The organism is Acinetobacter sp. TSRC1-2 (assembly GCF_049895885.1).
In the GTDB taxonomy this organism is placed as follows: Bacteria; Pseudomonadota; Gammaproteobacteria; order Pseudomonadales; family Moraxellaceae; genus Acinetobacter.
Genome location: NZ_JAFCTF010000013.1, coordinates 63,221 through 88,984 on the forward strand (window position 1 = coordinate 63,221; position 25,764 = coordinate 88,984).

A 25,764-nucleotide genomic window follows, 5' to 3' on the forward strand; every position below is an offset into this window, starting at 1 on the left:
ATCAGATATGAAAATGCAGTTACTTGAAATAGGCTCAGAAACTGAGCAGCTTAGCGCATGTAAGCTTTCACTATTGTTAGGTGTTTTTACATCAACCAATCAGGTTGAACGTTTTTTAAGGTTTTCACGCAAGATGCTGGGTGCACAGCAGGCTGTGCTAGCTTTTCATAATGAACCTTATATCTGGTATTCATCAAACCATGGTTTCAAGGCGTTCTGCTCACCAGGTGAAACCTGTTTAAGTCCTTATTTTGAGGGGCAGGCTTTTATTGATCATCAGCATGCTCAATATCCCAATCTGGTACAGCATGTGAGTCATTTTGGGGTAGAGGCTAAACGTTATCTGGCTTTTGACCTGCGTATGAGTGATGGTGTTTCGATTGGTCAGGTGCTGTTTTTCGATTTACATCATGAATGTTTTAATCCGGAAGATATTGCTACCGTACAAGATTTCACCAATAGCCTGACCCATATCATTGAGCTGAAAGCAGATCATGCTGAACTCAAAGAAATGTATGAGCAGCAAGCTGCACTCAACTATAGTAAAACCAAATTTTTCCAGATTATTGCGCATGACTTAAGAGCACCCTTTCACGGTTTACTGGGGTTTTCGGAAGTGTTAGCGCAAGAGCGTGAAACACTTGATGAATCCAGTGTGCAAAGTATTTCTGAATATTTGTACGATACGGCACAATCGACCTATAACCTGCTAGAAAGTCTGCTGAATTGGGCAATGGCGGAAGGTGGGCGTTTTATTTATCATCCAATTAACTTTGAATTGAAACAGTCGACCAAGATTGTCTGTGATGTATTAAATAGTCTGGCAGTCAAGAAAAATATTCAGTTAATTGACCAGATTGAAGAAGGTATTAAAGTCTGTGCTGACATCAATATGATCACTTCAGTGATGCAGAATCTGGTCTCTAATGCCTTAAAGTTCACCCCGACAGATGGCACGGGGCGAGTCATTATCAGCGCAAACCAGTCTGAAGCAGGGGTGCATATTTCTGTCCGCGACACGGGCTTGGGTATGAGTCAAGCGCAAATAGATCAGCTGTTTCAGCAGTCAGTGACTGCCAGTATTAAAGGTACTGCAGGAGAGAAAGGTACGGGACTGGGACTGGTCTTGTGCAAACGATTCATTGATCTGAACCATGGTGAAATTTTTGTAGGCTCTAGAGAAGGCGAAGGCACGATTTTTAATGTGACTTTACCGGTGGCTACCAGTACCCATCAGGCTTTAACCCAAGATCAGGTCAAAACTGAAAAACTAAAAGTATAGAAAATAAATTTTTCTTTTCCTCTATTTCCCTTCAGCTGATATAACTAGAAAAAAACTCGGCTGAAGGTTTGAAAATGAATGCGGAACAATTGCACAAAACATTACGTGCGAGCCAATACGCAGAACAAGTATTGGGAAATCATGCAGTATTACTTGAACAAGATTATGCAATTGACCAATTTCTCGTTCCTTTAAGCACTACGCAAATCCAGAACTTTGTTGATAGCGCTTTAGACACTATCACCGATGAAACCACATGGATGCGTGCGCTTCGTGTGCTGCGCGCACGTTTGATGTTTCGCTGGATTTGGCAGGATGCCAATCAACTCACCGATGTTGTTGCTTTAACCCGTGAGCTTTCAGACTTTGCCGATGCATCCATTCGTGCAGCCAAAGATTTCGCACGGGTTCCTCTTGTTGCAAAGCACGGCGAACCGATCAGTTATAACGGTACAGTGCAAGATTTAATTGTAGTCGCCATGGGGAAGCTCGGCGCTCAAGAACTGAATCTTTCAAGTGATATAGATCTTATTTTTGCCTTTGATGAGCAAGGTGAAACCAATGGTCGTAAATGCATTGATGTACAGCAGTTCTGTATTTTGTGGGGACAGAAACTGATTTATCTGCTGGATCATATGACTGCAGATGGTTTCGTCTTCCGTGTAGATATGCGTTTGCGTCCATGGGGGGATGGTTCAGCTCTTGCCATTAGTCATGTTGCGTTGGAAAAATACTTAAGTCAGCACGGACGTGAATGGGAGCGCTATGCCTGGATTAAGGCGCGTATTGTGACCGGTGGAAAAGAAGGGGATGAACTGCTGGACATGACCCGACCATTCGTGTTCCGCAAGTATGTTGATTACACTGCCTTTGAAGCCATGCGTGAAATGAAGGCAATGATTGAACGCGAAGTACTGCGCCGTAATATTGAAGATGATATTAAACTTGGTGCGGGCGGTATCCGTGAAGTCGAATTTATTGTGCAGGTTTTTCAGCTGATTTACGGTGGCTCTAAGCTTGAATTGCAAGATCGTCAATGTTTAGTCAGCCTGCATCATTTGGGTGAGGTGGGGTTGCTTGAAATGCAAGCCGTGGCTGAACTGGAGGATGCTTATTTATTCTTGCGTCGTGTTGAACATGCCATCCAGGCCTTGAATGATCAACAAACCCAGTCCTTACCCAGTGAGCCGGATTTACGTCAGCGTATGATTGAAACTTTAGGTTTTGCTGATTGGGACGTTTTTATAGCATATCTTAATCAGAAACGTGCGAAAGTTATTTTTCAGTTTGAACACCTGATTAAAGAAAAAGAACCCGATCCTTTGATTGAAAGTTTTAGCTTGCTGGAAAAGCGGCTGAATGAGGTGTTGGATGAGAATGCAAAAAATCTCATCCATGAATTTTGGTATGGGCATGCGCTAAAGAAATTGCCAGCAAAGGCAGTACAGCGTTTAAAAACCTTTTGGCCACATTTAATTGAAGCAATTTTGCAATCAGATAAGCCGCAAGTCGCACTCTTGCGTTTAATGCCCTTGGTCGAATCGGTGATGCGCCGTACCGTATATCTGGTGATGCTGATTGAAAGTAAAGGTGCATTGCAGCGTCTGGTTAAAATGTCTACCGTGAGTCCATGGATTTGTGAGGAACTTACCCACTATCCAGTTTTACTCGATGAATTTTTGTCGATGGATTTCGAATTACCCAAACGTCAAGATTTGGAAGATTCCCTCCGCCAGCAACTGCTGCGCATTGAAATTGATCAAATCGAAGATCAGATGCGGGTGCTGCGATTATTTAAAAAATCCAATGTGCTGGCTGTTGCTGCCAGTGATGTTCTGGCTGAAAGCCCGCTAATGAAAGTATCCGATGCACTTACCGATATTGCAGAAGTCTCGGTCAATGCAACCTTATATTTGGCATATCAAATGACTGCGAAAAAACATGGCTATCCGCTGGATGCAGAAGGACAGCGTTGTTCGCTCGATCATATGGCATTTGTGGTTGCCGGTTATGGCAAAGTGGGTGGAATTGAACTGGGTTATGGCTCGGATCTGGATCTGGTGTTTATTCACTATATGAGTGAGCAGGGCGATACCGATGGAACCAAGCAAATTAGCGGTTTTGAATTTGCCATGCGTGTCGCACAAAAATTTATGTCATTGATGACCACGCAAACTCTGGATGGACGGGTCTATGAAATTGATACCCGTTTGCGGCCATCTGGTGAAGCAGGTTTATTGGTGACCAGCTTAAAAGCCTTTGAGCAATATCAATTGAAAAGTGCATGGTTGTGGGAACATCAGGCTTTGGTACGCGCACGTTCCATTGCGGGTGAAAAAAGTTTACGTGAAATATTTGAAGCATTACGTTGCCGTATCCTGACTCAACCGCGAGACGAAACCAAAGTTCGTGAAGAAGTTTTGAAGATGCGTCAGAAAATGAAAGACCATTTGGGCTCATCTAAAGAACAGCAAAAAGATGGAATTTTTCATTTAAAACAGGACTCAGGTGGTATCGTTGATATCGAATTTATGGCACAGTATGCGGTGTTAGCCTGGAGTGGGTCGAATCCCGATCTCGCCCATTACTCCGACAATGTACGAATCCTTGAAGATGCCGCAAAAGCAGGTTGCTTATCCAGCGACGACGCGACAGCATTGATTCAAGCTTATCTCAGTGAACGAGCCGAGAGCCACCGTTTAGCCCTTGCGAATCAATCCATGCAAGTGAATGCTGCGGACTGGCACGATACCCGCGTGATCGTTTGCAAGTTATGGCAAAGATTAATTGATCCAACTGCAAATATTTGCATTGGATAAAGATGACTGTGTATAAAAATTTGGAGAGTGCGCCATGAACTTGGCTGATCGTGATGGTTTTATTTGGCAAGATGGACAAATGGTTGATTGGCGTGAGGCAAAAATCCACGTCTTAACACATACCTTACATTACAGTATGGGTGTGTTTGAAGGTGTCCGTGCTTATGAGACCCCTAACGGAACTGCAATTTTCCGTCTTCAGGATCATACAAAACGTTTGCTCAACTCTGCAAAGATTTATCAAATGAAAGTTCCATTTGATCAAAAAACTTTAGAGCAAGCTCAAATTGATGTCGTACGTGAAAATAAATTAGCGTCTTGCTATTTGCGTCCAATTATCTTTATCGGTTCTGAAAAACTGGGTATCGCTGCAACGGATAATACTATTCATGCCACGGTTGCTGCATGGAGCTGGGGTGCTTACCTGGGTGATGAAGCGATGGCGAAAGGTATTCGGGTGAAGACTTCATCCTTTACCCATCACCATCCTAACGTGACCATGTGTAAGGCAAAAGCATCGGGCAACTATACTTTGTCGATTCTTGCACACCAGGAAGTGGCACATTCGGGTTATGACGAAGCTATGTTGATGGACCCACAAGGCTATGTATGTCAGGGTTCAGGTGAAAACGTATTCCTGGTTAAAGATGGCGTACTTCATACCCCAGATATTGCTGGCGGTGCATTGGACGGTATTACGCGTCAAACCATTATTACTATTGCCAAAGACTTGGGCTATGAAGTGGTTGAACGTCGTATTACCCGTGATGAGTTCTACATTGGTGATGAAGCATTCTTTACCGGTACTGCGGCTGAAGTAACCCCAATTCGTGAATATGATGATCGTGAAATTGGTTGTGGTTCACGTGGTCCAATCACCACACAAATTCAAAAAGCATTCTTTGATGCAGTTCAGGGTAAAGACCCTAAATACGCACATTGGTTGACTTACGTAAAATAAGTCGATCAGGTAAGATCAAAAGGCGAAAACTCGGTTTTCGCCTTTTTTATTGATTAAGATTTGAGTTTATTTTTTAAGGACACTTTTTATGCATATTGTCTATGTCAGTGATGGCAAAGCAGGACATCGCTCACAAGCAGTCGGCTTATATAAAGCCATGCAAAGGCAAAGTGCAGATGAAGTTACCTTTGAAGAAATATTAATAGATCAGTTGCCAATTTTTAGCTTATTTTCAGCAATTTTTAAAAAGAACATTGCAGCGCTAAAGCAACAACCTGATTATGTTTTTGGCGTAGGCAGTCATACGCAATTACGGGTTTTGCTGCTGGGGAAAGTATTTCCTCAAGCGAAAACTGTCATATTGATGAAACCAAATTTTCCAGTGAATTGGTTTGATCATGCCATTATTCCTGAGCATGATGGTGTTGATGCATCGGAGCATGTAATTACCACGCAGGGCGCCCTAAATCCAATTGTGAATGAACAGCGACATCAGCCAAACAGATTTCTAATTGCACTCGGTGGCTCATCCAAACACCATCACTGGAATGAAGCAAAAGTTTTAGCTTCAATTGATGAAATCGTGAAGAACCATCCTGAATCAGACATTATTTTGACCACTTCACGACGTACACCGAAAGCATTTTTAGCTCATTTGAATGAGAGTCCATTGATACCTCATCTACATATATTTCCAGTTGAACAAACACCACAAGGCTGGATTTTTGAAGAAATGCAAAAAGCGGAAGCTGTTTGGGTCACTGAAGATAGTGTTTCGATGATTTTTGAGGCATTAACAGCGGGCTGTAAAGTTGGGGTGGTTGAAATTGACCGATTAAAAGAGGATCGAATTACACGTTCAATTGATCAAATTATTCAGTCCAATTTAGTTTCTGAACATACATCTGTTGAAATGTTAGTTGAACCTCATGCTTTTAAAGAAGCAGAGCGTGTGGCAACATGTCTTTTAGCAAAATAATCAGGTTGTTTTTGTGATTTATATTCTTATTCTTTTATTGGTTTTAGTCATTACCTTTAGTTATAAATATGCATGGTGGAAGCCAGCGTTAGACTGGAAACGACCACGTGTATTAATGTACCATATGGTGCGAGAGCATATTGATGGTGCAAAGTTCAATAAATTACGCGTAGAGCCAAAGGAATTTGAAAAGCAGGTTGCATGGATGAAAGCAGAAGGTTTTCATTTTGTGACAATGCAAGAATTGCAGAACAATTGGGGGAAACACCCTGAAAAAACTGTAGCCATTACTTTTGATGATGGTTATTTAGATAATTTAGAAAATGCCTATCCAGTTTTGGAGAAATACCAAGCCAAAGCCACTATTTATGTGGTGGTCGATCGTCATGATCGTGATTGGTCTACTTATAAAAAAGCGCATCACAATAGTGGTGAATTGGCGCGCGAAGCTAAACTGAATGATGAGCAAGTTCAATTTCTAGCAAATAGTAGTTTGGTTGAAATTGGTTCACATACCATGACTCATGCCAATTTAAATAAATTAGATGATGTCGAGTGCTTGGCAGAATTAACTCAATCGAAACAACAATTAGAAAATTTAACGGCTAAATCGGTGACAAGTTTTGCTTATCCATTTGGGATTTATTCACAGCGTGATGTTACTTTGGCAAAACAAGCGGGCTATAGCAATGCTGTAACTACAGAAGAAGGAATCGATGGTTTGGATCCTGATTTTATGATGTTACAGCGCATTAAAATTAGCGGTAAAGATTCGATGTTTGCCGTTAAATGTAGATTGAAATTGGGGAAAAGAGGTTTTTAGGTCTTCTTTCTATGTACGAATTTTTCGAACATGATCTAGGTTTTCAAAGTACTCGATGAGATGTTGATGATTTTTATCCCATATCTTTACAGGTGAAACTTTGCTTCCAAAATAGATAAGCAAATCAGAAAAACGTTGCTGAGGAGTATTTTTTATACTTTTCCAATAGGTTGAAAATGCTTTTTTGATGAGAATATTTTTATTTTCTTGATCAATGTTTGGATAGTTCTGCAAGAAATCATCAATGGTGAAGAACATATCATAGTGCTGTTGCTCTAGATGGCGAGAAAGACGATTTTCGCCTCGAACCCGTGTGGTTTCCTCTTCATCTAAAATTACAAATACACAATGTAGGGCAGTGGAAATGATTTTTTGAGAATATTTGCCTAGATTTAAGGCTAGTGACTCATCTTGAATAAAAATCTTTTCATTACAACCAGCTGCTTTTAGAAAAAGTTCCTTACTACACATTACACACATTTGCATAATATTATTTTTTAACATGTAATTAAGAGCATTTGTACTGCTTTCCCAAGTCGCAGTGGTATATTTCTGAATTTCATTCAGATCATGAATTTTCACTTTTTTACCATAGCATAGGTCAGCACATTGATTTTTCATCTCTGTCAAAAACAATTGTAAGCGATTGGGTGCTAATACATCATCAGAATCCATAAAGAATAAATAATCACCAGTCGCTGCAAAACCACCTTGGTTGAGGCGAACAGCAGGTCCTTTGTTTTCAGTATTTTGAATGACTTTTATTTTAGGGTAGGTTTGTACAATGTGCGTTGAATTTTGGCTCCATGATGGATCAGTAGAGTGGTCATCCACCACGATAATTTCATGCACAATATCATCCCAAGGTTGTAAGGATTCGATTGTACGATTTAATAATAAGCCTTTATTAAAATGAGTGAGAATAACGGAAATCATGTTCAACCTTCCAGATTATGTTGAATAGCTATTATGAGTGCTTCGCTTAAATTTAACTTGGTTAAATCTCTAGTGCTCGGTAGGATAAAAGTATCATCTAGATTCTGTCGACTTATTAAGCCTTCCTTGAGATATTTTTGATTTAAAGGCTCAAAAACAGAAGTTTTCATATAAATAGATGAGACAAAGCGACCAGATTGAATCGCTTCTGCCAGCATAGATGTGCTGTCTTCCGTTACAAAAACATAGCTAGATAAGTGAATCAGCTCATGGAATTTTTTAGCGCAAGGATTGTTGATAAGGTGTAATTGAAGATTTGGATGATCTTGCAGTCTTTCCCATGTCCGTTCAAGTTCAGGTGTTCTTCTTGAGTTGGTAATATATGCAGTAAGATTTTGTTTTTCGCATAGCTGCATGAATTTATCAATAATATTTTCATAGTCAGCTTTTTGAAAAGGGTGTTCGGTCGTAGGTCCACCTAATACCAGTAAGGCTGAGTTTAAATTTAATACATCATTTTGTAGCTGACTAAAGATTTTTTTTACAGGTGGTGTTGTTAAGATGACTTGCTGAGTCTTAATTTTTTGCGGTAATGCGGTTATGGTGGTTTGAATTAAAGCATCATTAATTTTTCGGGTATCTCCAGCATAATAAATGGGTAAATTGTATTTACGGCTTAAATAAATAGCATAAAGTAAATTAGGCATGCCTGAACAAACAATTAAGTCATAGTTTTGTTGAATTGAGGCATTTTTATAGGCTATTTGAGCTAAAATATCGAAAAATGAGGGATACCAAGACAGTTTTTTTAATAAACTAATGCCCCATTTTTTTAAATAAGGCGTTTTAATTTTAGAAATTTGTGTGTGAAAACTATCTTCAATTTGATCGCAAATACCTAAGCTTGGGTTCAAATGACCAGCTCGATCATCATGGATGAGTAAAATCGACAAATTCTTCATAAATAATATTATTGAAATTGCTTGGAAGGGATTAAATCTATAATACCAAGCTTTTATTGAATGTTATAATTCACTTACTTAAATCATGCTGCTAGATATGGCTAAATTATTAAGAATTATAAGTCGTCCGTTTGAGGGGGCTTATATGTTTGGGATGATAAAGAAAAAGCTTTATTGCGTTCAAATTAAATAAATATATTTAGTAGTTGATTTTATAAAAATTAATTATTTACAGTCTGAATGTGGAATTTGTAATTCAGAATAGGTTGATATTGGATACCCATATGAAAATTTTAGTTACAGGTGGTGCTGGATTTATTGGCTCAGCTGTTGTTCGTCATATTATTCAGAATACCGAACATCAGGTTTTAAATGTTGATAAATTGACTTATGCAGGGAATTTAGAATCCTTGAGTTCAGTATCAAAAAATGAACGTTATCAATTTTCTAAAACAGATATTTGTGACCGTATTGCATTGGATCAATTATTCAAAGAATTCCAGCCGAATGTTGTAATGCATTTAGCAGCAGAGTCACATGTGGATCGTTCAATTTCTGGACCATTCGATTTTATTGAAACTAATATTATTGGCACATACCAATTGTTAGAAGCAAGTCGAGCATATTGGTTGGGGCTAAATGATACAAAGAAAGCAGAATTTCGTTTTCATCATATTTCAACTGATGAGGTTTATGGTGATTTAGAAGGTACAACAGACCTATTTACCGAAACTACACCTTATTCTCCAAGTTCGCCCTATTCTGCAAGTAAAGCAAGCTCGGATCATTTGGTTCGTGCATGGAATCGTACCTATGGTTTACCTGTATTAATTACGAATTGTTCAAATAATTATGGTCCATATCATTTTCCAGAGAAACTGATTCCATTAATGATTCTAAATGCTTTACAAGGTAAAGCCTTGCCTGTGTATGGTAATGGTCAGCAAATTCGTGATTGGCTATTTGTTGAAGATCATGCACGTGCGTTATATAAAGTCGTTACAGAGGGTGTTATAGGCGAAACCTATAATATTGGTGGACATAATGAAAAAGCTAATTTAGAAGTTGTATATGCAATTTGTGATTTGCTTGAAGAACTTGCTCCAATTAAGCCTGAAGGAATTGTTCAATACAAAGACTTAATTACCTATGTTAAGGACCGTCCTGGTCATGATGTGCGTTATGCAATTGATGCGACAAAAATTAAGAATGAATTAAATTGGGTGCCTGAAGAATCTTTTGAGACTGGTTTACGTAAGACGGTAGAATGGTACTTAAAGAATACTGAGTGGGTTGAACACGTACAAAGTGGTGAATACCAATCTTGGTTAATTAAGCAGTATTAATAAATGAAGATATTATTATTAGGGAAGAATGGGCAAGTCGGGTGGGAGCTGCAACGTGCACTTGCACCCTTAGGCGAAGTTATTGCTTTAGATCGTTACGGACTGATAGGTTTATGTGGTGATTTGAGTCAAACAGAAGCTGTTTGTGACACTATTCTGAGTGTAAAGCCTGATGTGGTAGTAAATGCTTCTGCTTATACAGCAGTAGATTTGGCTGAGTCTGAACAAGAACTTGCAGATCAGATTAACCATTTAAGTATTCAAAAAATTGCTCGAACTTGCCAATTAATTGATGCATTATTTGTAAATTATTCAACAGATTATGTATTTAATGGTGCTGGTGATCAGCCCTTTAGTGAAACAGATGATATTGCGCCATTAAATATTTATGGGAAAACTAAAGCATTAGGTGAGCAAGCAATTATAGATAGTGGTTGTGCTTATCTTATTTTTAGAACATCTTGGGTTTATGCTGTAAAAGGTAAAAACTTCTTAAAAACCATGTTGAATCTAGCTCAACAACAGGAAGAACTTTCTATCATTGATGATCAAATTGGTGCACCGACATCAGCTGAACTGATTGCTGATATCTCGGTTCATGCCATTTCTCAAACTTTAGCAGATCAGCGTAAAGTTGGTATTTATCACTTAGTGGCAAGTGGTGAAACATCATGGTTTAATTATGCTAATTTTATTTTTGAGCAAGCGCGTCTTTTAGGGTGTGAGTTAGCTGTCAATAAGTTGAATGCAATTCCAACATCGGCTTATCCTACACCTGCGCAAAGACCGCATAATTCACGATTAAATAATCAAAAGTTACAACAGGTTTTTCAGTTGAATTTACCCGTTTGGGAACAGGGTGTTAAAAGAGCACTCACGGAGATATTAAATAAATGAACTTAAAACGTAAGGGTATTATTTTAGCGGGCGGTTCTGGTACGCGTTTGCACCCTATTACAAAAGGTGTTTCTAAACAATTACTCCCTATTTATGATAAACCGATGATCTATTATCCACTTTCGGTACTCATGTTGGCGGGTATTCGTGAAGTGTTGATTATTTCAACACCTGAAGACTTACCTAATTTTGAAAAGTTACTAGGTGATGGTTCACAATTTGGTATTGAACTTAGTTATAAAGTGCAACCTTCTCCAGATGGTTTAGCTCAAGCATTCTTGATTGGTGAGGAGTTCATTGGTCAAGATCATGTATGCTTAATTTTGGGGGATAATATTTATTATGGCCAACATTTTAGCGATCAATTACAACAAGCATCTGGACGTAAATTTGGTGCAACGGTATTTGGTTACCATGTGACGGATCCAGAACGATTTGGTGTAGTAGAGTTTGATCAATCAGGTAAGGTTCTGAGTATTGAGGAAAAGCCAAGCCAACCTAAATCGGCCTATGCTGTGACGGGATTATATTTTTATGACAACCGCGTTATTGAATTTGCCAAACAAGTAAAACCATCAGCTCGAGGTGAACTTGAAATTACAGATATTAATAATGCCTATCTTAAAGATGGTTCATTGAATGTTGAGCTGTTAGGTCGTGGCTTTGCATGGTTAGATACAGGTACACATGAGTCTTTACTTGAAGCTGGACAATTTGTTTATACCATTGAAAAGCGTCAATCTTTAAAAGTAGCCTGTCTGGAAGAAATTAGTTTTCATCAAGGTTGGATTAATAAAGAGCAATTGGCTGAAAGTGCAGAAGCTTTAAAGAAAACTGAGTATGGTCAATATTTATATAAGTTATTGGATGAAGCCAAATGAAAGTTGAAACAACCAAAATAGAAGGGCTTTTGATTCTTCATCCCAATGTGTTTGGAGATGACCGTGGTTGGTTTATGGAAAGCTTTAATCAACAGCGATTTGAACAAGCATTAAATGAGCTTAATTTGCCTATTCCACACTTTGTTCAAGATAATCACTCTTTGTCACAAAAGGGGGTGTTACGTGGATTACATTATCAAAATGCACCACATGCCCAAGGTAAACTGGTACGAGTGGTGCAGGGGAAGGTTTGGGATGTTGCTGTAGATATTCGCCCAGAATCAAAAACGTATGGTCAATGGGTTGGTCTTGAGCTGAGTGCAGAAAACAAGACTATGTTTTGGATACCAGAAGGTTTTGCACATGGTTTTCTGGCATTAGAGGATAATACACAATTTCTATATAAAACCACTAATTACTATAATAAAGAGAGTGAAGGCGCGATTATTTGGAATGATCCAACACTTGCTATTGATTGGCCTTTATCTGAAGTAGGTGAGGTTTTGGTAAGTGATAAAGATAATTCTGCCGACAGTTTAAATAATTAATTTTTTTGATTAAAGCATCTTTGATAATTTAGGCTTATCAAAGATGCTTTTAATTTATTGTAAATTTGATTTCACAACAGTATTTCGAATAGCATTTAAATGTTGATATTGATATTTTGTGTCTGGTTCTAAATAAGCACCTTCAGCCCATTCATTCCAAGCATTAATAAATATATAGGGTGTATAGTTATCTTTTGCTTGTTTATATAGTAATGAAAAATATTGTTCAAATTTTATAGGGGTTGCGCCTATGGAAATGGAACCTTTTGCTTGTTTTCTTGGTGTATTATCCCAAGCAATGAATGCACCTGCATAAACTTTTTCACTAGTTTTCTTATTTAAAATCGATTGCCAAGTGTGATCATAATCGAAATAGTCTAATTTATCTTTAAAACCCTGAAATCTATTAATGATAGTGGAAATTTTTTTAGTAATTTTTTCTGATTTAGATTGCTTATAGTTTAAAAGGTGATGGGATGTTGTGTTCATTGGTTCGAAGTATAGATATGCATTAAATCCGAGTTCTCTTGGATCTTTTTCAAAGGATGTTAAGGATGATATAAAATGAATATCACCTAAACCACATTGTTGAGCGAGTTCTCTCCAACATTCAATCCAATCTTTGCATAGTTTGAAATTAGCTGATCTATATAATACAAATATTGGATAACCATTATGTTTAACATAGCGAGGATCTTTGAAAAAGGGCTTTAAATAATTGAAGTGATTTATCCAATCTTGTTTATCACCATAATCTTGATCTATTAGTATGTTGTTATTTAAGCCATCCCAACTTCTTGTCCATGGCTCATTAGCCCAAGAAAAGAAAAAAGGCATATCTATTTTCTTATTATTTAATAAGTTTTCAGCTGGCTTTTCTAATAATTTTTTATTTTTGAACCAATAATGGTAAAAGCACAAACCATCAATTTTATATTCTTTAAGGAGGTCTGCTTGCCATGCTAGTGTTTCATCATTAGATAAATCATAATAATTTTGATTTAAAGGAACACGAGGTTGATTATGTTTATGATATAAAGGAGCGGCTTTTTTAACATTTGTCCATTCAGTAAAGCCTTCCCCCCACCACGTATCATTCTCAGGAATGGTGTGGTATTGAGGTAAATAAAATGCAAATATTTTCATATTTTAATCCTTGAAAGTTATTTCTAAAATTAAGTAGTATTTAATTAATCTAAATCGCAGATAAGGAATTCTTTTTAAAATCATGAAATAAAAATGATATATCGATCAAATACCATTAATTTTTCTGACCACTCGCATCAAATCATGATCTTTTTGACTCTAAAAACAGTTTTTATGTTTAAGAAAAATAAACAGCCTTCCTTAAATAGGATTTGGATTAATTAATATAATTTAAATTTTATCTTAGTTTATTAATTAATAATTTGTATGGAGTAACCAATAAAACAGAAATTAATAACTGTAAAAGTAATTTAATAATATAAAAAGGTGCGGCATAAATAGGCATGGTTTTAAGCGCCGCTATACTGGTTGGAATAATTTTTTTGTAATAATTCCGTCGAATAGCTAAAGAAGCATTTTTTCTGAATTCGATTGATAGCTTCTGTTGATTTATTGCATAGACTTTATTAGCTTTGGGTTGAACTTTGCGGTAATTATTAAAAAAGAAAGACATATTTTCTCGGAAGAGAATGACTTGTCTTCTTACTTCAAAGTGATCTTTCTTTTTTTTAGCTTGGGCGATAACACTGGTATCATGGTATCTAAAATAATTTAAGCATTCAGGGGTAAAGAAAATATCTCCTTGGGAAACGATTTTAGTCCATATCTCCCAATCACCAATAAATTTAAGACTTGGATTTGCACCACCGACATCTAAATAGCACTTTTTCTTGAAAACAACGCCACTGGCATTTGGGATGGTGTTTTGAAAAGTTAAAAATCTTTCAATATATTCTAAACCCGAGAGTTTAAAGTCGTGGGTGAATAGCTCAGAGTCGATTGAATCAGTACAATCTTTCCATGTGCCTGTTACTTCACCCTGTGCATTCATACGATATGATTGGCTATAAGCTAAGACTAGATCTGGATTTTGATCAAATTTTGGAACAAGCTTTGCTAAAAAATGTGGATCTGCAACATCATCAGACTCAGCAATCCAAATTAATTCACCTTTGGCTAAATCAATTCCTTTATTCCATTGATAAAATGTTGATCCAGAATTTTTTTCATTAATAATACAATGGCTAACTTTTGGATGGTTTTGATATTTTTTTAATATTTCGGCACTATTGTCAGGAGAAAGATCATCTAAAAGTATGACTTCAAAGTTATGAAAATCTTGATTAAGAATGCTTTCAATTCGTTCTTCTAGAAATTGAGCATGGTTGTAGCTAGGGACGATAATACTAACAAACACTTGGGTCGCAACCTACTTATATGAAATGGCTATGAGCATAAAAGCATTTTAACTAATGTCTTTAACCGATTGTTATAGTTATGACATATTTGGACTTTATACATTGCCAATTCAGGATTGATATTGATATTTTGGAGTTTCTGAGACAATTCTACAGGATTTGAAAAAGAAATAATGTCAGTTTCTATATTAAAAGCATATTCAAGATCTTTGACATATTCACTGACTAAAATACAACCACAGGCAGGTGCTTCAAAACAACGCATATTCATACCTTGACGAATATTTTTTTTATTAATTACATTCAGGACATATTTATGTTGTCCATATAGGTCTGCAACTTGATCTAATTTTATATTATAAGGGTGAATCTCACATTCAGGTTTTTTAAGCTTATCCCAACCTTTACCATACACGGACATTGGAACTGGAATTTGTTCAATTAATTCTTGACGATCTAGACTCCAAGCACCTATGAAAATAAGACGATTGGATTTAGATTCATTCTTATCAAAGAAAACAGCTGGGTTATAGGCGAGTGGGAGGTAAATTGTGTTGCTTAATCCCAGTTCGGCTGCATCTTGTATAAAGCTGGAGTCTGTAAAACAATACAGATCAATTATATTTTTTGATTTTAGGAGTCGGCTATCGAAAAAGTCACCAATCCAATGTGCTTTTTTTGCTGGAGATGAAGCTAATACCTGTAACAAGTGGGAATCAAAATAAAATAAATCAGCAATTAAAATTAGATCAGGTTTAAAGTTCTCTAGTTTTTTTTTCAATAAAGCTGCCGTGTATATCTCTTTGTTCGAAAGAAATTTTTTAAGAAAACGTTCTTTAATATTATTGTGATTGAGTGCAAAACCTTCAATTGCATACTCAGCATTTTGTTGTTGGGCTGCAATTAAGTTTTCGTACCATTGTAAAATTCCACCACGTTTTCCAATAATAAGGATCTTAAATTTTCTATTAGACTCCATGAAGATATCCTTGTAACATTTTATCAATTAAACTAAAAAAACTAATTATCTGAAATTTAATCATAATTATAAAAAATAAATATATAGCTATAGATTGATTTACACTGTTAAAGGATGCACATACGTATGCCACCCTTAATAATTCATCACAATATAGGGTAAAATCTAAAATATATTTTACCGACAGTTATTATAAATATTCTCTAGTCCTTCAATTTTACGAAACCGTTTATAAGACCAAATATACTGCTCAGGTGCGACATTAATCATCTGTTCCAAATTTTGATTTAAGCTATCTACTGAAGTTTGCAGATCTTTCGATAAAATATTATCCGATAAAGGTACGCAATGTACATTAAATCCTGATGTTTCATCACGAATACAACTGAGTCCAATGACATTACATTGGGTTTTACTGGCCAGTTTCGAAACCAGAGTAGTGGATAATGTTTTTTGCCCAAAAAACTCTGAATAAATACCTCCTGATTCTTTAGGGAGATGATCAGGTAATATTACGGTTAGGCCCCCTTGTTTTAAATGTTTAAAGATCGCACGTACACCATTTTCATCAGTTGGAACCAAAGTTGCATTCACACGTTGTCTTGCTTCTAAGATAAAGCGATCTATTGCTTTATTTTTATGGGGCTTATACATAATCATGGGGGAGCTATATTGATTAAGCCATGCATTTAAAAGCTCCCAACAGCCAAAATGAGCAATTACCACAATCACACCTTTTTTATTGGCTAAGGCTTCGGTAAAGTACTGTTCACCATAAATATTTTTTAACAAAGCTAAATTGTATTCGGGCGACATACCCCAACATTTAATGGACTCAATGTAGGTCATACATTGGCTTTTTAAACTGCTTTTGGTTAAAGCTTGATGTTGCTGAACCGTTAAATGCGGATAAGCCAATTGCAGGTTAATCTGGGTAATCCGTTTCATGGATGAATTATAGCTATTGAGGAGGACGGCAATCCAAGACGCAATCCATTGCAAGACACAGAGCGGGAGTAAAGAGATAACTTTGAATAAAAAATACATAGAAATGCACAGCTCTTTATGGCCAAGATCATTATAAAAAGAAAATTTTGGAAAGAGTTTTATTGCATCAAAGATGCTGCACCATTTCTAAACCACAGAAAATGAGGTCAAAATTCTTGAGAACAAAATAAATAGGATAAAATTTCTAGAAGAATCTTATCAATTCCGGGGAGATAGAAAAAGTGATTAAGGTTTGTCAACGTTTCCTTTCAACACCATATAAATCAAACTCACAAAAATAACTAAGGCCCCGCCTAAACTACTTACACAAAAATATAGAATACGTTGATTGGTGTCCATATTGAACAAACCATTGGCTAGGATATAACGCATAAACAACCATTGAGCTATGGCAAATATAATTAACACAAGTGCACGACGACGGACAGCAGGACGCATAGCCATAAGGTTGCTTACCACAAAACAGAAATAGACAGCTATTATGCCATTCTCAAGTCTTGATCTCAATGCATTGACATCCTCACCCACCTAAAGAGGGGTGATTCCTCCTTCGAGACGCTCATGTCCGAGCGCAAGAATATTCAGTGCTGAGTTAATATCTCGATCGTGGAATGTACCGCATTCTACGCACTGCCATTCTCTTATTCCAAGACCTGTTCTACCTTTCGGACTGCTGCTGGAGATTTTTTTGCAGCACGAACAGATTTGGGTGGTATAGGCTTCATTAACTTCCTCAAACAATACCCCTGCGTTCTCGCATTTATACTTGAGCATTGTTTTGAGTGCTGAAAATCCGGTATCCAAAACCGATTTTGCCATCTTGGTTTTTACCAGTTTTTTAGCACTTAAGTCCCCTACAATAATGAGTGCATTTGCTTTAACAAGCATGCTGCTTGCTTTGTGCAAATGGTCTTTTCTACAGCTTGCAATTTTCGCGTGTAATGCACGGACACGTTTTTTATTTCTCGCTCTCTGAGCAATTCCCAATTTCTGCTCATACTGGCGAAAGAATTTAGGATTGGAAATCACTGTGCCATCCGAACAGGTGGCGATATCCTTTAAGCCCAAGTCAATCCCGATTGCTTTGATTGCAGTTGATTTTTCAGCTTTAGCGCTATCAACAACTAAACAAACATACCAATGACCACGAGCATCCTCAACGAATGAGCCAGTCTTGATATTGTATTTGGATAGTCCGTAGCTGTCCCATAGTGTGAATTGACACTTACCGTACTGAACGTTTCCATCAGCATATTTAATCGCAACTTTCTTGAAGGGAATCCACCCAAGTGAACGTCTGGCTGATTTCTTGTTACTGACACGCCATTTCAGTTTTGCTTTTTTAAATTGTTTTCTACGTGTAACTAATTCTTCAGTAACAGCCTGAATCGTTTGGCTGTGCAAATTACATTCTTTTGAGGTGCCTTTTGTGTATTTAGCAATATCATAAGCACTTAGAAACTCACCCTTTCTTTTAAGGTGTTTAAAACACAAATCATTCACATAATTCCAGACAAAATTCACCTCTGACGCTAACTGGTTGAGCATCTTACGATGTTTGTCCTTTATGCGAAGTTTAAGTGTTTTCATATACCGATATTAGCATTTCAAACCACCTAGAAATGCGACATACAAGAGTGAAACGACACTTCATGTCGTGTTGCTTTATCCTTGCTGAACGACAAGGTTTTACGCTCCATTGGATAAAAAACCCTGCTTAAGCAGGGTTTTTTATTACTGAATTAAAGCATTAAGCTTCTACTTTAACTTCAGCTTTAGGTTTTTCGCGTAAACGAATACCCAAGTCACGCAATTGATTCGGTTCAACTGGCGCAGGTGCTTGAGTCAATGGACATTCAGCAGTCTTGGTTTTAGGGAATGCAATCACATCACGAATTGAAGTCGCACCAGTCATTAACATCACTAAACGGTCCAGACCGAATGCCAAACCACCATGCGGAGGTGCACCGTAACGTAAGGCATTCAACAAGAAGCTGAATTTTTCTTCGGCTTCTTCTTCAGAAATACCCAATGCCGCAAAAATAGCTTGTTGCATTTCTAAGTTGAAGATACGTAGTGAACCACCACCGACTTCAGTACCATTCAATACCATGTCATAAGCAACTGAAAGTGCCGCACCTGGATTGTTTTTCACTTCTTCAACGCTAGATTTTGGTAGCGTGAATGGGTGATGCACAGAGGTCCATTTGCCATCATCAGTTTCTTCAAACATTGGGAAGTCAACGACCCAAAGTGGCGCCCACTCGCAAGTCGCCATCTTCATGTCATGACCGACTTTGATACGTAAAGCGCCCATGGCATCGTTCACAACTTTGGCTTTATCTGCGCCAAAGAATACGATGTCGCCATTTTCAGCGCCAACACGTTTCAACAAGTCAAGCACGATTGGCTCGATGAATTTAACGATTGGAGATTGAAGACCTTCAATGCCTTTTTCAAGTTCGTTGACTTTGATATAAGCCAAACCTTTCGCGCCGTAAATGCCCACGAATTTAGTATATTCATCAATTTGGCTACGTGGAAGTGAACCTGCACCGGGTACGCGAAGCGCAACAATACGGCCTTTAGGATCTTTAGCAGGACCTGCGAATACTTTGAACTCAACGTCCTGCATCATGTCTGCAACGTCAACCAGTTTCAAAGGAATACGCATATCCGGTTTGTCAGATGCATAGTCACGCATAGCGTCTGCATAAGTCATACGCGGGAATTTGTCGAATTCAACGTTTAGAAGTTCTTTGAACATCTTGATCGTTAAAGTTTCCATCAAATCCATAATGTCATCGTCACTCATGAACGATGTTTCAACGTCGATCTGGGTGAATTCTGGCTGACGGTCGGCACGTAGGTCTTCATCACGGAAACATTTTGCGATTTGGTAGTAACGATCGATACCGCCCACCATCAACAACTGTTTGAACAGCTGTGGTGATTGTGGAAGCGCGTAGAAGCTACCGTTAGAAACACGGCTTGGAACTAAATAGTCACGCGCACCTTCTGGAGTCGCACGTGTCAAGATTGGCGTTTCAACGTCCAAGAAACCATTTTCTTCGAAGTAGTTGCGAATAAGGTTGGTCAATTTAGAACGGAAACGTAAGCGATCTAGCATTTCAGGACGACGGATATCCAAGAAACGGTATTTCAAACGAATTTCTTCAGAAATATTGGTATTTTCGTCATTCAATGGGAATGGCGGAGTTTCAGAGGCTGCAAGAACTTCGATGTCTTTTGCTAGAACTTCGATTTGACCACTCACCATGTTGGCATTTTCTGTGCCTTCATAACGACGACGTACACGACCTGTAATTTTTAATACGAATTCAGAACGTGCCTTGTCAGCAGTTGAGAAAGCTTCGGGAGTATCTGGGTCAATCACGACTTGAACAAGACCGTCACGGTCACGCATGTCAAGGAAGATTACACCACCATGGTCACGGCGACGGTGTACCCAACCGCATAATGTTACGGTTTGGTCAATTTGGGCTTCGGTTAAAGTACCGCAGTAATGAGTTCGCATCATAGCGTAAAAAATCCAACTATATGGGTTAAGGTCAGCGTATACGTAAACAGCGCACCGCTTTTGAATAGTGAATTATGCCTCTTTGAGGATTTTGTCACAAGAACAAGATCAAGAATCATCACAATTTCAATGCTGAGATTGCTTGATCTGGATAATATTCTTTAACTTCTCATCGTTTATTTATCTAGACGGTGGTTTCTGTCTAAAAATAGAAAGAGCACACAGCCTAAGCTAAAAGTAATTAAAAATACGCTTGAAAATTGATTTACCGAGCGACCGATAAATGAATAGAGGTCGGTTGACCAAGGATTTGATCCCAGTGTCTTTAAAAATTGCAGATAATAAAAACCAGCAGCGAGCAATGAGGTCAGCAGAATAAAGAAGCTAGAGATCTTGATTTTAGTTCCAACAAAATCCGCCTGTTTATGTTTTAGATAATAATGCCTGCCCATCCATGCCATAAATGGTAAAGCCAGGATGGAGGTGCCAATCTGCAACACACGATGCATTGGATAGATATGATCAAACAATGAAACCGGTCGATTTAAAAATTGATCAAAAGCAAAGGTCCTAAAGTCTGAATGGGTCAGACCATCCCAAATTAAATGGCTAGAAATTCCAACGAGCAAAGCAAGGATGACACAGAGAATAAATCCCGTCATTTTATCGAAGGAACCATAATTGATTGGCTTGACTAGCCCAATCCATCGAAAAATCACCGGTCGATAAAGACCATACCACAGCAAGCAAAAACTTAAACCAATCAATAGATTTGGAACTATTAAGCCTTGCCATTGGTGTGATATATCGTAAGTTTCTGAAGTAAACAGGCGGTAAAGGTCAGGCGTCATAGTGCCAATGGCAAGTGCCGAGATGGGCAAACGATAGCCTGTGAGTTTGGCAATGGGAGGGGCTAAAACAGCATGTGAGATCGTAAAGGGCATCTAAAAACTTTAAAATTTACTTATCTGTGAGCAAAACTGAAATCCAGTCTATCCGAAGATAGAGAAAGGAAATGTTTTTTATTGCAAAAATAATGAAATGTTATATTATAACAAAATTCAGAAATCTAAGCTTTGAGCCAGTTCCATGTCCTTTCATAAGAATTTAATTACCCTGTCTATTTTTGCTGTTATTACACCCTCTGTCTTTGCAGAAAACCTTAGCCAAAATCAACAACTAGAAACAATCAAATTGCAGGCTCATCCCTTGGTTCAGTCGGCTGCTGATTTTGCAGTGGCAGATCAGGTGATTGATCATAAAAAGCTTGCACAAGGTGGCGTCACCATTGGGGATGCATTGGCGGGTGAGCTTGGCGTATCTTCAAACCAGTATGGTGCGGGTTCAAGTCGTCCAGTGATTCGTGGACAAGATGGGCCACGCGTTAAAGTTTTACAACATGCTTCTGAAACTGCCGATGTCTCAACACTTTCACCAGACCATGCAGTAACGGTTGATCCTATTTTAGCCAAGCAGGTGGAGATCATTCGCGGGCCATCTACTTTATTGTATAGCGCAGGCACAGTGGGTGGATTGGTGAATGTCACCGACAATAAGATTCCCACCCAAATGCCTGAAAAAGGTTATGAAGGACAAGTCGGCTTACGCTACAACTCAGGTAGTGATGAAAAGTTGGCCAGTGCAGGGGCGACCGTTGCTTTAACTGATCAAGTGGCTTTACGTGTTGAAGGCTCAAAACGTGATGCCAACAGTTATATTGCGCCTGATTATGTGCATGAAGGTGAAAAAGAGCGTCGTGTAGACAATACTTTTGCAAAAGGTGAAACGGTGAATGTGGGTTTATCCTGGATTCACGACCGTGGTTTTAGCGGTATTTCATATAGCAATCGTCAAGATCAGTATGGTTTGCCGGGACATAGCCATGAATATGAAGATTGTCATCCGCATGACAATGAACTTTTTTGTGGCGATCATTCAGGTCATGCGTTAAACCATGATGGACATGATCATGATGAAGAACACGCTCATGCCGCTGGGCCATGGGTTGATTTAAAATCAGAACGTTATGATTTCCGTACCGAACTCAATGATCCTTTTTCTGGTTTTCAAAAGCTTCGCGCCCATGTCAGTTATACCGACTATAAACATGATGAAATTGAAGAAAATTCAGTCATGACCAATTTTAAAAGTCAGGGTTATGATGCACGCCTAGAACTGGTCCACAATCCTGTTGCCGATTGGGAAGGAGTGATTGGTGCTCAATATAATCAGCAAAAGCTGAATATTACTGGCGAAGAATCTTTACTTGATCCGACCAAAACCCAAAAGTGGAGCCTGTTTGCCTTAGAGCATAAGCAGTTTAATGATGTTCATGTTGAACTGGGCGCACGTTTAGATCAGCAGAAAATTCAGATTGATTCAAACAAAAAAGATTTTGATGATTATGGTTTCTCTTATTCAGGCGCCGTGAACTGGGAATTTGCACCGAGTTATAAATTATCGCTGGTTGGCTCTCATCAAGAACGTTTGCCTTTGGCGCAAGAACTATATGCCAATGGCAAACATTTCGCGACCAACACTTATGAACGTGGTAATGAAAATTTAAGTGCAGAAAAATCCAATAATCTGGAACTCGGCTTGCATTATGAAAATGGCCCACTGGATTACCATGTACATGTCTATCACAACTGGTTTGACAACTACATTTATGCGTCAACGACAGATCGTTATGAAAACTTCCGCCTGGTAGATTACACCCAAGATAAAGCCAAATTTTATGGTACAGAAGCACAAGCCTCTTATGCCTTAAACGATACTTATAAAGTGGGGGTGTTTGGTGATTATGTGCGTGGCAAAATTGAGGGTGAAAATGCACCCCGTGTCCCAGCCGGTCGTTTAGGGACTAAAGTAGATGCAAGTTTTGATGACCACTGGTCGGGTCTGGCCGAGTATTACCATGTGTTTAATCAGGACAAAATCACAAGTTATGAACAGGAAACTGATGGTTATAACATGCTGAATCTTGGTGTATCTTATGCCGGTCAATATGCTAAAAATAACGATTATCGTGTCTATTTTAAAGCCAACAACTTGCTGGATGAACAGGTGTATTCACATGCTTCATTCCTGTCGAATATTCCGCAAGTCGGACGTAACTTTAGCGTTGGTTTAGAATTTGGTTTCTAGGCAAAAGTTGGATTAGATGGACTCATTCAGGACAGAGTCACAGAAATCCTCTTGAAAAATAAAGCAATAAAACCTAGTCTGATGCCATTGGACTAGGTTTTTTGTTATGCGTATTTTTCAACGAATTCATCAGAAATTGAATTGGTCACGCCGTCGTTATGTGGGCGTGATGATCAGTTTATTGGCTTTGGGATATCTCTCATCTGCAATTTATCACACTTATAAACCGCTGCCAGAGGGTTTAGATTTCACAGGTAAGTTGCGTCATGCCGAGGTGAAGTTTTTAGCAGATCAAACCTATATTGATGCAAGTGGCAACCAACAACAAAATCAGGTCATTTTTAATGAAATATTAAAGATGATTGATGAAGCACAAACGACCATTGTGCTGGATATGTTTTTATTCAATAAAGAAGTGGGGGAATCGACCTTAGCGCATCGTCCATTGGCGCAACAGTTAACCGATGCCTTAATTTCAAAACGCGGCGTTCAGCCCAATATTGACATTAAAGTCATTACTGACCCGATTAATTCAGTCTATGGCGGTGTTGCACCGGAGCATTATCGACAGTTACGTTCAGCCGGTATTGAGGTCATTGAAACCGATTTAAGACCGTTACGCGCATCTAATCCATTATGGTCGGGCTTTTGGTATATCTGTTGTCAGGATGCGGGCAATAATCCTGAAAAAGGCTGGCTCACCAATCCATTTGGTCATGAAAAAATCACCTTGCGTAGTTATTTTAACCTGTTTAATTTCAAGGCCAATCACCGTAAAACTATGGTGGTCGATACGGCTCAGGGCTGGAAAGCTTTAGTCACTTCTGCAAATCCGCATGATGGCAGCTCACGTCATTCCAACGTGGCATTGGTCGTTTTAGGCAATACCGCAATTGATGTGCTAAAGACCGAACAGGCTGTAGGGCGAATGTCCAAAGGTGATATTCCGATGGTGATTGTCGGTGAGTTTGAAGAGGAAAAGTCTTTACCTCAAGTGCAGGTACTGACTGAAAAAGCCATTTTTGATGAAACATTAAAATTAATTGAAACTGCAAAACCGCAAGAGCAGATTGATCTGGTGATGTTTTACTTATCGGAACGTCATATTGTGAAGGCGCTAATTGCCGCGCATGAACGCGGGGTAAAACTTAGGGTGTTGCTCGACCCGAATAAAGATGCTTTTGGTCGCCAGAAGAATGGTATTCCCAATCGCCAAGTGGCCTCTGAATTAAATGATGCAGGAGTGCCAGTGCGCTGGTGCAATACCCAAGGGGAGCAGTGTCATAGCAAGATGATTGTGAAACGTAATGCACAGAACTCGGAATTGATTTTAGGTTCTGCGAATTTTACCGCACGTAATATTAAAAATTATAATTTGGAAACCGATTTGCGTGTCGTGGGTGCATCAAAAGCGCAAGTCTTTACTGATGCCAATCAATATTTTGATACCGCATGGTCAAATTTGAATGGTAAAAATATGAGTGTCGATTACAGTCAATATGCAGATGAATCGAAACTCAAATATGGCATTTACCGCTTTATGGAATGGAGTGGGCTTTCGACGTTTTAGAAGATCGTTCCAAATTCTTAAATCCCTCCTTGCGAAGCAGTGCTTCTCATCTTTTAAGAAAGGGAGGAGTCATCTTATTTAAGGATGAATAAGGACAGATGCAAGTCCCTCTTTTTAAAGATGAGCTGTGATCACAGCGCAAGGGGAGATTAAATCTGTTAAAGATAAAAAAGAGCGCTTATGCACTCTTTTTTATATCAATATTCTATAAAGGATTCGGTGGAATTAATTTATCCAGATCGGCATCTTTCATTTTATCCAGTTCTTTTAAATCGGTTTTAATTGTCCACTGACTTTCATCTTCAACCGGTTGCGGTAAACGCGCTTCTAACCAGTCGCAAACCACATCGGGTGAAAATTCAGGATGATTGCATTGAATCACCCAAGCCAAAAATTCTTTCGCTTCACCATTCATATAGGGTGGTGGTGAAACAGGCAAGAACTGGGTTGGAAGACGTTCATTCTTGGAAATGTAATTCAGTACATGACCCAATTCCTGAACAGTTTGCCATGCAAGCGGGTGTTCGACATTGATTTGAAATTTAAACCACCATGCATGTTGACCATCTGAACCATAAGCATCAATCAATGCTTCTTGTACGCTCGGTACTTTACAAAAAAATTGATGTAGGCGGTCAAAACTTAAATCAGCCACTCTGTTTGATCCAGTAACAAAAAAG

The 25,764-nt window shown here is 38.4% G+C and carries 22 protein-coding genes; 11 read left to right on the forward strand and 11 right to left on the reverse strand.

All coding sequences use genetic code 11. From position 1 onward, the window contains the following. The first annotated feature begins 7 nt into the window (after nucleotides 1-7). The 5 genes from ACP69Y_RS13355 to ACP69Y_RS13375 all read left to right on the forward strand — a co-directional run bounded on the left by ACP69Y_RS13355 (nucleotide 8) and on the right by ACP69Y_RS13375 (nucleotide 6,864). Nucleotides 8-1,282 carry a sensor histidine kinase gene (locus ACP69Y_RS13355; protein ID WP_425918856.1) on the forward strand — a complete coding sequence of 425 codons (1,275 nt, stop codon included), beginning with the start codon at nucleotides 8-10 and terminating at the stop codon, nucleotides 1,280-1,282. 74 nt (nucleotides 1,283-1,356) lie between these two features. Further along, nucleotides 1,357-4,101 carry a bifunctional [glutamate--ammonia ligase]-adenylyl-L-tyrosine phosphorylase/[glutamate--ammonia-ligase] adenylyltransferase gene (gene glnE / locus ACP69Y_RS13360; RefSeq protein ID WP_425918857.1) on the forward strand — a complete coding sequence of 915 codons (2,745 nt, stop codon included), beginning with the start codon at nucleotides 1,357-1,359 and terminating at the stop codon, nucleotides 4,099-4,101. A 34-nt stretch (nucleotides 4,102-4,135) separates the two neighbouring features. Next, the gene (locus ACP69Y_RS13365; RefSeq protein ID WP_131216683.1) at nucleotides 4,136-5,062 is read left to right on the forward strand and encodes a branched-chain amino acid transaminase; all 927 of its coding nucleotides are present in this window, start codon (nucleotides 4,136-4,138) and stop codon (nucleotides 5,060-5,062) included. Nucleotides 5,063-5,150: 88 nt separating this feature from the next. After that, complete coding sequence (locus ACP69Y_RS13370; RefSeq protein WP_425918858.1) at nucleotides 5,151-6,041, forward strand: ELM1/GtrOC1 family putative glycosyltransferase; 891 nt, start codon at nucleotides 5,151-5,153, stop codon at nucleotides 6,039-6,041. A gap of 13 nt (nucleotides 6,042-6,054) precedes the next feature. Beyond that, nucleotides 6,055-6,864, forward strand: a complete 810-nt coding sequence (locus ACP69Y_RS13375; RefSeq protein WP_425918859.1) for a polysaccharide deacetylase family protein — start codon at nucleotides 6,055-6,057, stop codon at nucleotides 6,862-6,864. Between the two features lie 9 nt (nucleotides 6,865-6,873). On the opposite strand, the gene ACP69Y_RS13380 is transcribed toward ACP69Y_RS13375, so the two are convergent. Together ACP69Y_RS13380 and ACP69Y_RS13385 are read right to left on the reverse strand one after the other, a co-directional pair. Continuing rightward, nucleotides 6,874-7,800 (reverse strand): glycosyltransferase family 2 protein, encoded by a 927-nt coding sequence (locus tag ACP69Y_RS13380; protein WP_425918860.1) that lies wholly within the window; start codon nucleotides 7,798-7,800, stop codon nucleotides 6,874-6,876. 2 nt (nucleotides 7,801-7,802) lie between these two features. Then, complete coding sequence (locus ACP69Y_RS13385) at nucleotides 7,803-8,762, reverse strand: ELM1/GtrOC1 family putative glycosyltransferase (protein ID WP_425918861.1); 960 nt, start codon at nucleotides 8,760-8,762, stop codon at nucleotides 7,803-7,805. Nucleotides 8,763-9,046: 284 nt separating this feature from the next. Here ACP69Y_RS13385 and rfbB point away from each other — a divergent pair, with 284 nt between their 5' ends. The 4 genes from rfbB to rfbC are packed head-to-tail and all read left to right on the forward strand — an operon-like array spanning nucleotide 9,047 to nucleotide 12,434. Further along, complete coding sequence (gene rfbB, locus ACP69Y_RS13390; RefSeq protein ID WP_425918862.1) at nucleotides 9,047-10,108, forward strand: dTDP-glucose 4,6-dehydratase; 1,062 nt, start codon at nucleotides 9,047-9,049, stop codon at nucleotides 10,106-10,108. Nucleotides 10,109-10,111: 3 nt separating this feature from the next. Next, nucleotides 10,112-11,005, forward strand: a complete 894-nt coding sequence (gene rfbD / locus ACP69Y_RS13395) for a dTDP-4-dehydrorhamnose reductase (protein WP_425918863.1) — start codon at nucleotides 10,112-10,114, stop codon at nucleotides 11,003-11,005. After that, nucleotides 11,002-11,886, forward strand: a complete 885-nt coding sequence (rfbA, locus tag ACP69Y_RS13400; RefSeq protein WP_425918864.1) for a glucose-1-phosphate thymidylyltransferase RfbA — start codon at nucleotides 11,002-11,004, stop codon at nucleotides 11,884-11,886. The genes rfbD and rfbA overlap by 4 nt, the downstream gene beginning before the upstream one ends. Continuing rightward, nucleotides 11,883-12,434, forward strand: a complete 552-nt coding sequence (gene rfbC / locus ACP69Y_RS13405; protein ID WP_425918865.1) for a dTDP-4-dehydrorhamnose 3,5-epimerase — start codon at nucleotides 11,883-11,885, stop codon at nucleotides 12,432-12,434. Before rfbA ends, rfbC begins: the two co-directional genes overlap by 4 nt. A 54-nt stretch (nucleotides 12,435-12,488) precedes the next feature. Here the strand turns inward: rfbC and ACP69Y_RS13410 are convergent, their stop codons facing one another. From ACP69Y_RS13410 to ACP69Y_RS13445, 8 genes are all read right to left on the reverse strand, one after another. Beyond that, nucleotides 12,489-13,580, reverse strand: a complete 1,092-nt coding sequence (locus tag ACP69Y_RS13410) for a glycoside hydrolase family 99-like domain-containing protein (RefSeq protein ID WP_425918866.1) — start codon at nucleotides 13,578-13,580, stop codon at nucleotides 12,489-12,491. A gap of 238 nt (nucleotides 13,581-13,818) precedes the next feature. After that, entirely contained in the window at nucleotides 13,819-14,838 is a 1,020-nt protein-coding gene (locus ACP69Y_RS13415; RefSeq protein ID WP_425918867.1) for a glycosyltransferase, read from the reverse strand. Between the two features lie 29 nt (nucleotides 14,839-14,867). Beyond that, nucleotides 14,868-15,818, reverse strand: a complete 951-nt coding sequence (locus ACP69Y_RS13420; RefSeq protein ID WP_425918868.1) for a CgeB family protein — start codon at nucleotides 15,816-15,818, stop codon at nucleotides 14,868-14,870. Between the two features lie 177 nt (nucleotides 15,819-15,995). Beyond that, on the reverse strand, nucleotides 15,996-16,865 hold the full coding sequence (locus ACP69Y_RS13425) for a lysophospholipid acyltransferase family protein (protein ID WP_425918869.1): 870 nt from the start codon (nucleotides 16,863-16,865) through the stop codon (nucleotides 15,996-15,998). Nucleotides 16,866-17,051: 186 nt separating this feature from the next. Continuing rightward, nucleotides 17,052-17,270 carry a hypothetical protein gene (locus ACP69Y_RS13430; RefSeq protein WP_425918870.1) on the reverse strand — a complete coding sequence of 73 codons (219 nt, stop codon included), beginning with the start codon at nucleotides 17,268-17,270 and terminating at the stop codon, nucleotides 17,052-17,054. Nucleotides 17,271-17,354: 84 nt separating this feature from the next. Continuing rightward, on the reverse strand, nucleotides 17,355-18,416 hold the full coding sequence (locus tag ACP69Y_RS13435) for an RNA-guided endonuclease InsQ/TnpB family protein (protein WP_425918871.1): 1,062 nt from the start codon (nucleotides 18,414-18,416) through the stop codon (nucleotides 17,355-17,357). A 160-nt stretch (nucleotides 18,417-18,576) separates the two neighbouring features. Beyond that, nucleotides 18,577-20,367: an aspartate--tRNA ligase gene (gene aspS / locus ACP69Y_RS13440; RefSeq protein WP_425918872.1), complete on the reverse strand. Its 1,791-nt coding sequence runs from the start codon at nucleotides 20,365-20,367 to the stop codon at nucleotides 18,577-18,579. A gap of 176 nt (nucleotides 20,368-20,543) precedes the next feature. Continuing rightward, entirely contained in the window at nucleotides 20,544-21,311 is a 768-nt protein-coding gene (locus ACP69Y_RS13445) for a DUF4184 family protein (protein WP_425918873.1), read from the reverse strand. Nucleotides 21,312-21,456: 145 nt separating this feature from the next. On the opposite strand from ACP69Y_RS13445, the gene znuD reads away from it, so the two are divergent. Both znuD and ACP69Y_RS13455 read left to right on the forward strand, forming a co-directional pair. Then, nucleotides 21,457-23,514 (forward strand): zinc piracy TonB-dependent receptor ZnuD, encoded by a 2,058-nt coding sequence (znuD, locus tag ACP69Y_RS13450; RefSeq protein WP_425918875.1) that lies wholly within the window; start codon nucleotides 21,457-21,459, stop codon nucleotides 23,512-23,514. A 106-nt stretch (nucleotides 23,515-23,620) separates the two neighbouring features. Beyond that, entirely contained in the window at nucleotides 23,621-25,084 is a 1,464-nt protein-coding gene (locus ACP69Y_RS13455) for a phospholipase D family protein (protein WP_425918876.1), read from the forward strand. 205 nt (nucleotides 25,085-25,289) lie between these two features. On the opposite strand, the gene ACP69Y_RS13460 is transcribed toward ACP69Y_RS13455, so the two are convergent. After that, nucleotides 25,290-25,739: a hypothetical protein gene (locus ACP69Y_RS13460; protein WP_425918877.1), complete on the reverse strand. Its 450-nt coding sequence runs from the start codon at nucleotides 25,737-25,739 to the stop codon at nucleotides 25,290-25,292. Nucleotides 25,740-25,764 lie beyond the last annotated feature (25 nt).